The following is a 12,918-nucleotide window of genomic DNA, read 5'->3' as shown; positions in this document are numbered from 1 at the left end:
GAAGAGATTTGCTTCTCTTTTACAATTTTATTAATCGCAAAGCCAATGCCTGCCATTATTCCACCTCCAAATAAAGATCTCGGTACTGTCCTATCATTTTTTCATATCTATAGTAGGTCTTTGCCCGCTTCTGACCAATTTCCCCCATTTTTTCACGCAGCTGGCGTGAGCTGCACATCTTTTCCATGGCATGAGTCAAGCCGACACGATAGGTAGGCGGAACACAATAACCAGCCCTTCCAAGTTTGTCCTCCTTGCTGCCTTCCAGCAATTCGCGACAACAGCCAACATCGGTTGTCACACAAGGGCGTCTGGCCGCCATTGATTCGATGACCGACAAGGGCTGGGCTTCTGAGATGCTGGTTAAAATGGTAAAATCCAGCTTCTCCATATAACTGATAACATCTACCTGACCAGTGAACACGACATTTTTTATGTCCAATTGTTTCATGAGCTGAAGGCATTCCTGATAGTAGCTTTCATCGCCTACAGCACCTAAAATATGCAGCCGTACCTTAGGTACCCTCTGTGATAACTCAAAAAAGACATAAAGCATGGTCTTGATATCCTTGATAGGAGCAATGCGGACAACGGCTCCAATATCAATCCAGCCATCTTCTTTTTTCAGAGGGATATTGGCAAAGCGATCGTAATGGATGCCATTCGAGATGACTTGGCATTTCTCAAGATCGCAGCCCACTTCTTCTTGGATGAATTTGGCCTTGGTGTAGAGACTGGTCACACGGACTGCCCGATCGTAAATGAGATTGGACAGCATATAAAAGAACTGTATCCAACGCTTTTTCATAGTCGGCAAGACCCAATCAGAACGTAGAATTTCTTCTTCCCGTTCGCGCGTGTAAATCCCATGTTCGGTCAAGAAGAGGGGCACCTGATAGAGATAACTGCCCAGACTAGCCAAGAGTCCCGCATAGCCTGTTGCGATGGAATGATAGATATCCGCCTTGGGCAGTTCTTGAGTCATCAGATAAAGCACCGGCAAGAGCATAGAACGCGTCGAATGGAAAAATTCCGCAAAAGCTTGATGGTGATGGTTTTCTGCAACGATTTCTGTCAGCAGATCTAAAAATACCTGACTCTGCAGAAATGCCAGCGGTTGGAGCTGACCGACATGGAAAAGTTCAAATAACACAGCCCAATCCGGAGACTGACAGGCAATGAGGTTTTTCAAAGCCCCTTTTTCCCTGTCGTTTAAACTTCTTGGCAGTTCTAGCTGAGCTTCGTCCAAATCAGTGATTCCATCTAGAAACATTTCCTTAATTTCGACTACATTTTCTGGTAGCTGATACTTAAATTTCCCGCGATCTTTTGAGTAGGCTCCTAGTGTAAGTAGTACAAACTCATGCTCGGTCATTTCTGTGATATACTGGTGCATCCATGAGGAAACGCCCCCATTGACATAGGGATAACACCCTTCTAAGATCAAACAAATTCTCACATTTTTTCCTTTCAATCCTTCAGAATGTGTAGCTTACTTGCGCTGAATGGTCACCTTGTCGCTGGTTGCATGAAGCAGATAGACATTTCCTGTCAGATGCTCTACTTGACCTCCTTTGACGGTTCCGATTTTCCCTTCATTTATCCGCACCATCAGGTAGGCTTCATCCACAAAGTTCCCTAGATGGAAAGTGAACTGACTATCCGTCACTTCCTTTCTGACGGTAATACCGGAATAGCGCTGAATGGCTCCGCCCATCTGAGATTCTGTCAGATTGCGAATGACGGGAGCTGTTTTATAGAGCCAGGCCATCTGTTTAGACAAATTGCTAAACATTTTTTCCCAGCCCATCTTTGCCCCACGGTCCTCATCCAAAGGGTCATCTGGATGAATAAAATGGTGACTGACATAGTGCATATTGAGCTCGGACACCATGGTCAGTTTGATGTAATCATCAATAATCGTTCCCGAACTGATTCGCGGCTCCTCAATGATGCCGTCTTCGGCAACCTCAAACTCCTGCTCGTATTCAAAATCCTTAGAGAAATAAGAGCTAGCAATGACTTTGATCTGTGGATATTTGGCAGCTACAAATTTTCTAGCTTCAGGAGAGAGGATATTTGATGGTGGAACATAGACTGATTTTTCAACGGTTGGGAAGAGATTATCCGTGAAGTCTATTAACTCGTTTAAAGAATTGGCAACGGCCTTGGCATCGGGCCAAACATGGTACTCAAACGCATCTCCGTAATCAACATTAGATAGACTATAAGGCTGGTGGTTGTAGCCATGATAGCCAATCTCTCCTCCCATTTGCAACAACATATTGCCAAAATAGGTAAAACGAGAGGTATCAGCTTGCCTTTCGACCTGGCCACTGGTGTCATTTTCATAGTTTTCGATGACTACACCTGTATATTTGAGACCGTATTTATCGGCCAGCTTAACCATGTTAGGCCACCAGATGTTGATATAAAAATCAGAAACACTCATCTGATAATCACGTGTGATATATTCCGCATTTCCGTTTGGGACAGGGGAAGGAAAGTCGTCCAGGGTAAAGGAGGAAGAATTGATGACAGGATAAACCCCTACATCACCCAACAAAGAGTAGGAGGCTGAATAAAAGCCACGCATAGCCTTGACATAGAGCCCAAAATTATCTACGACACATCGTCCATATCCTAAGTTGTAGGTCCACACAAGCGGAACTTTAGCCTTATCTGCCGTTGTCATATACACTTGGGCCTTGTCATCCAATTCAACCGCCCAGGCTGATTCAAAGGCTTCATCAATTGTGTAACTTTGTCGATCTCCTATCATAAAACCTTTTTCAATATAGACTTTGTCCACAACAGCATAATCATAGGAAGAAGAAGTAATGCCTAGCTTATGCTCAATAATCGAGCTGATGTTGTCTTTCTGAAGAGTCATTGCAAACATGACATTACCGCCATTTTCCACCCATTCCATTAACTGCATTGCTTTTTCTCCCAAGGGTTCCAAGTCAGGCGTTAAAACTGTAACAGATTGAAAAGCAGAATAATCAGGAAGTTCTTCTGTGGCAATGTCAACATAGGTTGTTCCCACCTTCATATCTTCAAAAATCTGTTTAAAATTATCAATCGCACTTGCGGAAGTCTGGTTTCTCGAATCATAAATCAGTAAATTCGTAACTGCAACCTCGGAAAGCGCAGTTTTTTTCGTTTTTATCTGTGAATTCTTCAAGTAGTACGACTGGTCATTTTTCGTCTGATAACGAATCCCATTTCTCTCAATGAACAGACCGACTGATATGAGTACAAGAACGATAAAAATAGTCCTTATGCTTGTAAAACGAATCCTTTTCTTTTTAAACATTTTCTTCTCTTTCTTGCTGCCAAACCGCTAAGAATTCTCGATTTTTCGCAGACAGATAAATATGATTTTCCTTTAATTCATGGAAAAAATCGGACAATTCCTGTTGAGATTTCCAAGTCACAATCGCTTTCAGCCTCAGCATCCAGGTCTCCTCTTCTTCAGGAAAGAGCTGCTGCATCTGATTTAAGAGCTTTGAAAAGCGCTGCATATCTTGAAATTTTAGATACATTTCTCCCAACCTGACAAAACAAGACTTCTCCAGCATGATATTTTCTTTCTGCAGACGAGAAACCAACTCAGCATAGCGGTGTCGCAGTGTATTTTCATAATACCCCTCTGCCAACTGACTGTCCATGTACTGCTGTAGGAAGGAGATATAGGCTTTCTTTGCCTGCAGAGAGTCCGGATCTTGCCGCATCTTCTTTTCTAAGCTATGCAATTTTGCGTCATATTTAGCCGTTAATTCTGATAAAATTGTCGTGGCATAATGAACCACCTCAATATCATCATTCAAACGGGCCTGGTGTAGCAAGGGAACAAATTGATCCGGCTTTTCAAAGATAAGGTCAATAATTAAGGTGCGTTTGATACTGGCATGATTCAGCAGCAAGGCTTCCTGAAAAGGAATGATTTCCTTGACTTCCATATCTGTTGCACCTTTTGTATCCATCTCCCCATCAAAAGCTTCATCTGACAGCCAGGGAATGACTTCTTCAAAACTCAGTTCCTGCCTTGATTCTGCCTTAGCATTTTCTAAGTTGATAGCCAACACTGTAATGACTCCCAGAACTGGAAACATGCAGAGAAGCACTAGCAAAAAAGGATTCAAAAACAGTTTACCTTTCTTTTCTTCCTTCAAAACCAAGAAAATAATGAGCAAATGCAAAAATAAAAAAATAGGTATCAGCATGTGAATCATACTCCTCTTCTTTAGGATAAGTCCTGTGAAAACTGGATGATTTCAATGGTTTCCTCAAGATTTTGAATCCCTACGATTTCTACTCCACGCTGAGTCAAATATTCGCGCCAGTCCAATAAAGACTCGGCTGCACGGGCATTGTATAAGAGATAATAATCGTCACGGATCAGACCTATGGTGGCAAACATGGACCATTTTGAGACCAAAAGCTGGACAAGGGCAGAAGGCAAGTTGTCAGCTACTGCTAGGTGTAAAATCTGAGCATTAAAATAAGGACTATCCATTTCTTTTATCTGTAGCAATTTGTGATAAAAATCACTTTCGCTCAAAACAAGCTCTGACTGCCGGCCATTATTTTCTAGCAAGCGATGATTTGTTAACTGCTGCTGGTAACTGCGATTGGCAAGGCCCATCAAAACTTTAAAGAGGTTTTTATGGTATAGATTTAATCGCTCTGCAGAAACATCCTCAATGAAGATACAGTAATCTATGTCACCGTTTGCTGTTAAAGCTGACATGTACATAGGATAAGCTTTTCTTAAATGCTGATTGACCCAGATACCTTCTTCTTCGATATGGGTAAAAATGGCAGCTACTTTATCCATGTCTCCCGGTTGAGCAGGTGAAACAGCCAATGAAAATTGCAGTTTATCCAGCCGACCTTGCTGCACAGAATAAATCGAAATCGACTCTGTTTGGAAGATTTCTGACAGATACTGTAGCAGACGCACGACAAAGATATCCAAATAAGGCGTATCCAAGTGCTCCAAGAAGCGATAGATTTTCCCATAGCTATCCTGCCGTCCCAAAATCTGATAGGACAACTCCGCCTTTTCTGTCAGCAAGTCATCTATATAATACTTTTCCGCTTCCAGCTGCTGACGCAGATCCGTATTTTCAGACTTCAAGGAAGCAAGCTCATCTTGCCCCTTCTCTTTGACATAGCCACTAATCATGGCAGAAATGAAGTAAACCATGTAGGGAATCCAATTGGATGGTTCAAAGAAGAGAGTGGACAAATTACTGGATCCGCTAATAACATTTTGAGTAAGGAGACCAACGGTTGCCAAGACAGCTGCCAGCAAGCCCATTTTTGTCTCGAGGATAAAAGCCGTTGCCATGATAAAAAATAGACGATAATCAACAGTTTTAAAGTAAACCTGCTGTCCCAAGGTATAAGAAAGAACTTCACTCATAGCAAACAGCAAGAAAAATTGAAGGAAGCGGCCATAGATATTCTGAGAATGAAGGAGCATCAGTAGCTGCCGCCACCTGGGTAGGTCCTTCTTTTCCTGGGTCTGGTAGACAAAATCTTCCAGATCATCTAAAATCGTAACTTTCGGGAACCAGCCATAGTGCTCTCTCAAAGAAGTATCCGCCACCTGCAATTCCCTGATGGGCAAAGCATCAGAAAAGATGTCAGCCCCAGCCAAATCTAGTTTTGAGAACAACTCAGCATAGGTGATATGAAATGAATCCGGAATCGAAAGACATTCAAATTCATCATCCCAGCAGTCTAATACACGATAACAGAGCACCAGTAAGTCTTTGGGATAGATATAATAAGCTCTTTGATTCGGATTCACTTTGAAATCAATTGCTTTCCCATGCTTGAGCTTGGAAAGCAGCTGTCCAAGACTATCCTCTTCATCTAAAAGATTATACAGGTGCAGTGAATGAATAATTTTAAAAGAAAAGTGATAAGTCCTCGCATAATACTGACAAAGTTCCTCCGCACTGGACAGGATAATCCGCCGACTGCTATCATTCTGATAATGGCGATCCGGTCCCGTTACATAAAGGAAACGAAGAGAAGCGGACGCTTTGAGATTATCCAAAATCCTTCTTAGCTGATACATTTCAGTGTTCATTTCAGAAATAGCATTTAGAGAAGCTGAAAAATAGATAATCTGATTAATATCGTATGTTCTAAAAAGGAGCTGCAAGTCCGTCGAATCATCCAATGGAAGGTGTCTAATCTTCTTTAAAGGCTTGGCCAGATTGCCCAGTATAAACAAGCGCTCCTCAGGAAAAGCCTCTAACAGACTTTCTTCGGAAAAATAATTTAGGTCTCCTGTTAATAACAGTGTCATTTTTTACTCCAATTTGATTTTTTACTCCAATTTGACTCTGTAGAAAATTTTATCAGAACATTGTAACAAACTGATTTCAATAATAAAATAATTTACCAAATTAAAATTATAATATTTTCTACTCATTGTATTTTTTTGACATTTTGTATATTTTCAATACATGACACACATATATATGTGTTCTATGTTAATTTAAACTACATATCGAATTGATCATAAGATTTGTGACTGATATCGTTGCATTCAATTCCGAATAAGAATTTGTTAAAAATAGAAGTTGAATGAGTTTTATTAGCGTTTTTATAATCTTTGTTTCTCTCCTCATTCCATGCAATATTGTCGTTTTTTCTACAACTGTAGTTTGTAATATATTCTACACTTGTCGTTTTTAAAAGTCAAGAAAAAAATGACGTATTGCTATCGAAAAATGAGCAGAACTCCTCTGATGTCCAAAAAAAATTCTATTTTGACGGTGTTAAATATCCTTGATGAACTCCAGTTCTACCTTCGTCGATTATCTCGTCTAAAATAGATTCTCTTTCAGTATTAGTCAACCTGCATCCCAATTTTTTGTGAATAAGATGAGCCGCTTCTGATTTTCTTGACCAGCGACGGCAAAGTGAACAGCATTCTCTCCTGTCATGGGATCGACAATTCCGACAGAAATTTGATACTTTTGCCACACTGCTTCTGCTGATTTTAGCTTTGAAAGATTGACGGCAACCGTTACCTGCTCGCCTGGAAGGACCTTTGGCAGCTCAATCGGCAGTTCTGTCTTTTCAATCTCTGTCCCCGAATCATCTTGCACATATACATAGACTTTCCAGTTTTTATAAAAAGGGGCAACACCGGCATTTTCCCAAGTAGTAATCAGTTTTATAGTGCCACCATATCTTTGCAGTTTTGCAGACGAAATCCACAAACGATACCCCATATGTTGCAAAAGCTTGTCATATCCCTTTTTATCCCCATCAACTGCCTCAGCGATTTTAGGACCTAAAAAGCTTGTATGAGAGGTCTTTACCAAATCAACTGTCTGCTGCAAATCAGAAACCAAGAGTTGCTCCATAGACAGACTGCTGGTCAATTCTCCGCCGATTGGCGCTGTTTTCCAACTGTCAGGCATGGCTGTCAAGGATTTTTCGTTTGTTTGGTCGTAGATTCCACCTAGCTTTATCCAGTCCAACCATTCCTGCGTGCTTGCTGCATCACCAGCCATATCATTGTAAATACCGAAACCATATTTTTTCGCTGTTGAGAAGGGGCGTCGCATCAAGAAGCTGGCTTCTGGAAAAGCCGTCAGCCAAGGCGTCACATATTGCTCGCGGATGCTGTCATTTGGCAGTGGACGGATTCCAGCCTCCAGGTTAACATGCCATTCTCCCCAATGCCCCAATCCTCCCAGCTCAATATAGCTGATAAAACTGTCTTGCCCCCAGCGTTCTCCCAATGCTTTAACAGCTTTTTGATAGTAGCTGACTAACTTTTTATCATGATAATTTGGAGAAAAGCCTTTACCATATGATGAATCATACCAGTCACCTGGATCCGCTAATTCATCATAGAGCCAGTCTGGAATGTCCTTATGTTGCTTTTCCCTAGGATAATCCAGCACAAAACGCAGCACAAAATGCTTGCCTTCTGCTCGCCATTTTTTAAACTGGTTTGCCTTTTCAATAGCATCCCATCTATAAATGCCTTTCTCAGGCTCCAACTCTCTCCAAGTAACCTCAACATATAGCAGGCTGATGTCATCTGAAAGATCTGATTCTTGCGCAGAAGGTGCATAGCCCATCAAAGGATTCCCAACAGCTGCTGCTGAATAAGAAAACGTCCTCCTATCTACAGAACGATGGATAGAGAGGGCAATAGCTACCATTAAAAATAAGAATACAACAGCAAAAATCACTTTTTTCTTCATTCTCCTGCCTTTCAAAAAAGAATCATTACTGGCTTAGTATAAGCATTTAGCCCATCTTTTATTACGTCGTTAGCGAGGCTGGGCAAAACTCAGACAATCAAAGATTTTTAGCTCCCTCAATCCTGTATTTCTAGGTTCAGGTTGAGAAGTTTTCCCAAAGCTAAGGAAAATACTGGCTTCAACAGCCCTGTGGGAGTGTAGAAGGTTGCAAATAGAGCAAACAAGCTTGACCTCAACTTGACCTACTGTTGCTGCTTCCTATCGGACACTTTATTTCCAAGCTCAAAACTAAACTTTGAGCTACCAAACATGCCCTGTTCTTGAGATGACAGGTGTCCTTAATATCTCAATGTTTAACCTCTTAATTTTACCAAAAATAAGACCTTTTCGCTATAGAAAAAGTCTTATTGGGTGAACTCTTATGAAAATATCTGCTTCTGCTCATCGGTCAATTCGAGCAGCTGATCCGCTGTCAGCTCCAGCAATTCCTCATCGTGAGAGATAAGGATAACAATTCTGCCAGCCCTTTTTAAATCTTGTAAGACTTCCGCGACTGCTCGCATCTGGCGATAGTCCAGACCCGAACTTGGCTCATCAAAAATGAAAATCTCCTTATCAGACAAGATCTGACTGGCAATCAATAAGCGCTGCTGTTCTCCGCCTGACAGCGTCATCGGATGGCGCTCTTCCATCCCCGCTAAACCCAGCCGAGATAAGATTTCTGCCCGCTCTTTCGGCGAGCTGTGATTTCCCAGTTTCAGCTCATTTTCGACACTATCCGCAAAAAGCTGGAGCTGCACTTCTTGCATGACCAAGGCTGTTTTTTGCAGACGGTCTTTTGCAGATAAGGCTGAACCATTAAGCTCACAGCGGGCATCATCATCGTCTAAAAGACCAGCTAGATAGGTAGCTAAGGTAGATTTACCAGCTCCGTTCGGTCCTATAATAGCCGTAATCTGCCCAGCTGGAAAACTAAATCTGGGGATAAAAGATAGATTTTGACTCCCAGCTCTTAGCTGTAAATTTTCAACTGTCAGTCCTTCAGAAAAGGGGGAAACCGTTGCTGCCTTGAACCCTGGCAAATGGATACTTCTCAGACTGAGAGCACACCTTTTCTGATCCGACAAGCCCAGAAACTCTGCTTGGGAAAAGACATGTTGCAACCGGCCCTGATCAAAATAGAGATAACTATCAGCCAAATCTCGCAGATAATCCAGCCTATGCTCGGCCACCAAGATAGTCTTGCCCCGGGCCTTCAAGTCTGTTAAGTGCTCTCTCACTTGCTCAATTCCCCGCCGGTCCAGATTGGCCGTCGGTTCATCCAAGACCATAATCGGAGTGTCCTGCATGATAGCTGTCAACAAGGCTACACGCTGCTTTTCTCCTCCTGACAGGCTAAATAAATCCCGCTCCAGATAGCCTTCCAAAGCAAAGTCCTGAGTCAGCCTGCTCAATTGTGCCAAAATCTGCTGGATTGGTTTCCCCTGATTTTCACTAGGAAAGACCAACTCATGCTTGACGATTTTGTGGAAAAATTGATTGGCTGGATTTTGAAAGACCGAGGCTACCACCACAGATAAATCTTCGACCGATTGCTGACCTGCTTCCAGATCTGCCACTCGTAGTTTTCCGCTTAGATCACCTCTATAGTAATCCGGAATCAAGCCATTTAAGAGACGCAGGAAAGTTGACTTGCCGCTGCCGCTGACCCCACAGAGCACTGTCAAACTCCCCGTCGGAAGCTGTAAGCGGTCTACTTGCAGACTGTCTGCTCTGCTATTCTCATAAGAAAAAGTCAAAGAATCCGCAGCAATCAAGGGTGAATCATCCAAACTAGCATACCTAGCATCCATAGGCAAATACTCCAATCTAACAGTCTGAAGCGAGAAACAAAGGTTTCTGTGCTACCTCTTTTTAGGGCTAATCCCTTGGTCAGAGAGGCTATAGTCAAGTCCTGTACCGTCCGCAAGAGAGACATTAGAAGCGGAACAATCATATACTCAAAATAGCGAACAGGCTGCAGGAAGATGCTTCGTTTTTGTAGAAACATCCCTCTTAGCCGCAAACTGCGGCTGACCATTTTGGCATCTGCCTTAATCGCTGGTAAAAATCGTAGCATTACAGCTAAAGTCAAGAGTAAACTCTCTGGCAAGTACCATTTTCTGAGTCCGTGTATCAGATCGTAGGCGTTGGAGGTTGTCAGAAGCAAGCTTCCAGCCATGATAGAAGGCAGCATAAAGCGCCCAGCTGTCGCAATCGTTGTCAGCATACGAATGGGCAGAGACGGCAGCAAATCCAGTAAAAAAGTATCAACTGCCAACAAGAGCAGATAGATACTCAGATAATAGAGGGACATTTTCTTTTTATCCATAAGAGCAATGATTAGAGCCAGCCCTAAAACTAGCACAGTTTCAGGCCAGCCCGTAACTCTAAGCAGAAAAGCCAGATTAGCAAATAAGACCAGCAGAACCTTGCTACGGACGTCTAATTTCATGAAGCCATCCCTGCTTTAACAAAGTGTTTCTTCACTAGATACTGACCAAAAAGTCCACCAACTAGAGCACCGACAGCAACCATTCCAACAAAACCAGCTATCGTTGGGAAGTCTACAGGCAGCAGAATCCGATTGATATATTCCTCTGTCTTTCCACGCGCTATCAAGCTATCAATATAGGTCTGACGCGCCAGCCACATGAAAATAATGGGGCCTGAATTAGCAAAAGAGAAGACAACAAACGACAGGAGGCTCAGGGATTTATTTTCATACCTCCCCAATCTCGCAATCCAATCCGCCAAAAATCCAAAAACCAGACCTGGCAGAAAAGCAATAAAGAAATGGCCCGAAAGGAGGAAAAAGGCTCCCATCACCATCCCCAAGAGGCTGATTGCCCCAAATTTTTTAATCTTGCTTTGCAGAAGCATATAGACTGTTCCTCCAAAAACTGCAGCAAAAGCTGGAGCGTACATCATATTGCCAGAGCGATCAAAAAAGCTTCCAACAAGTACGCCTAGCCCGACGCAGAGAATGTAGAGGGCAGCAAAAGCTCCCGTCAGCATAATATCTTTAACTTTTAATTTTTTCATTTATCTAATCCTTTTTAACTGAGAAGGTGTTAGTTCATAAACCTCATCCGCAAAAGCTACCGTTGACAAGCGATGGGAGATCAAAAATACCATCCCTTGGCATTCTTCCTTAACGATGGAGAGAAAAGCTGCTTCATTGAGGGAGTCTAGGTTGCTGGTTGGCTCATCAAAAATATAGCAATTTGCTTTCTTGAGCAGGGCTCGCATGAGTTCCAACCGCTGACGCTCTCCAGCAGAAAAATCCCTTTCTCCATCAACAATCGTATCCAATCCCTCAGGCAGACCTTCCAAGCGCTCTTTGAGCCGGCACTTTGCCGCCAAATCCCAAATTGCTTCATCTCTGATACCGGATTTCCCTAAAAGCAGATTTTCCCGCAAAGACTGATGAAAGAGCTGAGCAGTTTGAGGCACATAGGCAAAGGAAGCTTGCAAATGCTGGCGGCCAATATCTCGTGAATCCTGACCAGTGAAGATAATCCTGCCAGCTTGTGGGTCATACCAACGCATGAGCAGTTTCATCAAAGTAGATTTCCCGCAACCACTAGATCCGACCAAGCCGATAATTTTTCCTTTTTCAAAATGAGCTGAAAGGTGCTCGAAAATTGGAACATTGCGATTGTCATAAGCAAAATGTATATCTTCCGTCGAAATCTGCTCTAAGCTGACGGTTGATGCTTGCCCAGTCTGAGTAGGCTCTTTTTCATCCAAAAGACCAAAGACATTGCTGCCCGCATTCATGGCTCTTTTAAAACCAAGGGGTAAACGCCCCAGTTCCAAAAAGGGAGCAAAAGAGCTAGAGAAAGCTACCAAAGCTAGGACAGCCCTTTCTAGAAGCAACTGCCCCTTCTGGATCTGATAGAAGGCAGTGAGGGCAAAAAGCATGACTGCCATACCCACGACTAAAAATGTTAGAGCCTGTTGAAGGAATTGTTTTTGCGCAATTTGTCGTTCTAGCTGATTAACCTGCTGACTTTTTTGAGATAAAAATTCAAAGCGTTCCTGAACTTTGCCAAACTGGACCAAATCCCCCATAGCCTTCAAGCTCTCCAAAAAGAAGGAAATATAAGATGTGCGTCTTTGATGTTGCTCCTGCAGAAAATGCTCTAAGTCAAGAGCAAATTTCCGAGGCAGAGCCACAGCTAGCAGAAAGTAAGTCGCTAGAGCTATCAGAGTAAACCAAGGAGAAAAGCCAGCAAAATATGTCGCTATTAAAAGAGCTGATAAGATGCCTGTACAAATCGGAGCCAGCGTATGAGCAAAGAAGATTTCTAAGGCCTCGATATCCTCTCCAATCATTTTGAGCAGTTTCCCCCTGTCCTGCCGATCCAGTTTTGCCGGGGCCAACCGACGAAGCTTGGCAAAAATTAGTTTACGCAGATCCGCCAAGGAATGAAAAGCCACATAATGACCAAAATAATGCTCCCCATAGCGGAAAAGCCCTCTGGTTAAAGCCAAGCCTATCAGCAGTAGCACATACCAAGCAGACGGTGCCTGATTCTTAAGAGCAGAAAAGCCCAAGATAATCAACAAACTTGGAATTGCCAGCGTTGTGACAAAACCCAGCACTGCAAAAAGCACAGCC

General features: G+C 42.7%; 9 protein-coding genes. All 9 read right to left on the bottom strand.

Features of this window, described 5'->3' with window-relative positions:
* Positions 1 to 55: 55 nt before the first annotated feature.
* Entirely contained in the window at positions 56 to 1,459 is a 1,404-nt protein-coding gene (pelF, locus tag STRDD04_RS06535; protein ID WP_062200466.1) for a GT4 family glycosyltransferase PelF, read from the bottom strand.
* A 33-nt stretch (positions 1,460 to 1,492) separates the two neighbouring features.
* A complete protein-coding gene (locus STRDD04_RS06530; RefSeq protein ID WP_062200463.1) occupies positions 1,493 to 3,319 on the bottom strand; it encodes a DUF2194 domain-containing protein in 1,827 nt (608 codons plus the stop codon).
* Positions 3,312 to 4,229 (bottom strand): protein kinase family protein, encoded by a 918-nt coding sequence (locus tag STRDD04_RS06525; RefSeq protein WP_062200460.1) that lies wholly within the window; start codon positions 4,227 to 4,229, stop codon positions 3,312 to 3,314. Before STRDD04_RS06525 ends, STRDD04_RS06530 begins: the two co-directional genes overlap by 8 nt.
* A gap of 20 nt (positions 4,230 to 4,249) precedes the next feature.
* Positions 4,250 to 6,331: an NAD-dependent epimerase/dehydratase family protein gene (locus tag STRDD04_RS06520; protein WP_062200457.1), complete on the bottom strand. Its 2,082-nt coding sequence runs from the start codon at positions 6,329 to 6,331 to the stop codon at positions 4,250 to 4,252.
* Between the two features lie 550 nt (positions 6,332 to 6,881).
* Positions 6,882 to 8,252 (bottom strand): DUF4832 domain-containing protein, encoded by a 1,371-nt coding sequence (locus tag STRDD04_RS06515; protein WP_062200454.1) that lies wholly within the window; start codon positions 8,250 to 8,252, stop codon positions 6,882 to 6,884.
* A gap of 419 nt (positions 8,253 to 8,671) precedes the next feature.
* Positions 8,672 to 10,105, bottom strand: a complete 1,434-nt coding sequence (locus STRDD04_RS06510; protein WP_062200451.1) for an ABC transporter ATP-binding protein — start codon at positions 10,103 to 10,105, stop codon at positions 8,672 to 8,674.
* Positions 10,066 to 10,746 carry an energy-coupling factor transporter transmembrane component T gene (locus STRDD04_RS06505; RefSeq protein WP_062200448.1) on the bottom strand — a complete coding sequence of 227 codons (681 nt, stop codon included), beginning with the start codon at positions 10,744 to 10,746 and terminating at the stop codon, positions 10,066 to 10,068. Before STRDD04_RS06505 ends, STRDD04_RS06510 begins: the two co-directional genes overlap by 40 nt.
* A complete protein-coding gene (locus STRDD04_RS06500) occupies positions 10,743 to 11,336 on the bottom strand; it encodes an MptD family putative ECF transporter S component (protein ID WP_062200445.1) in 594 nt (197 codons plus the stop codon). The genes STRDD04_RS06505 and STRDD04_RS06500 overlap by 4 nt, the downstream gene beginning before the upstream one ends.
* Positions 11,337 to 12,918: amino acid ABC transporter ATP-binding/permease protein (locus STRDD04_RS06495; protein ID WP_062200442.1), on the bottom strand; the 1,582-nt coding region annotated here is incomplete at its 5' end. It lies immediately after the preceding gene.

Origin of the sequence: Streptococcus sp. DD04, from assembly GCF_001578725.1 — a bacterium.
GTDB classification, from domain to species: Bacteria; Bacillota; Bacilli; order Lactobacillales; family Streptococcaceae; genus Streptococcus; species Streptococcus sinensis.
The sequence above is the reverse complement of the archived record's forward strand: the minus strand, read 5'-3'. Positions and strand labels throughout refer to the sequence as shown.

Bases quoted from the DNA above. Each gene is read 5' to 3' on its own strand.
- STRDD04_RS06530 (WP_062200463.1), bottom strand. From the start codon at position 3,319: ATGTTTAAAAAGAAAAGGATTCGTTTTACAAGCATAAGGACTATTTTT.
- STRDD04_RS06525 (WP_062200460.1), bottom strand. From the start codon at position 4,229: ATGCTGATACCTATTTTTTTATTTTTGCATTTGCTCATTATTTTCTTG.
- STRDD04_RS06520 (WP_062200457.1), bottom strand. From the start codon at position 6,331: ATGACACTGTTATTAACAGGAGACCTAAATTATTTTTCCGAAGAAAGT.
- STRDD04_RS06515 (WP_062200454.1), bottom strand. From the start codon at position 8,252: ATGAAGAAAAAAGTGATTTTTGCTGTTGTATTCTTATTTTTAATGGTA.
- STRDD04_RS06510 (WP_062200451.1), bottom strand. From the start codon at position 10,105: ATGGATGCTAGGTATGCTAGTTTGGATGATTCACCCTTGATTGCTGCG.
- STRDD04_RS06505 (WP_062200448.1), bottom strand. From the start codon at position 10,746: ATGAAATTAGACGTCCGTAGCAAGGTTCTGCTGGTCTTATTTGCTAAT.
- STRDD04_RS06500 (WP_062200445.1), bottom strand. From the start codon at position 11,336: ATGAAAAAATTAAAAGTTAAAGATATTATGCTGACGGGAGCTTTTGCT.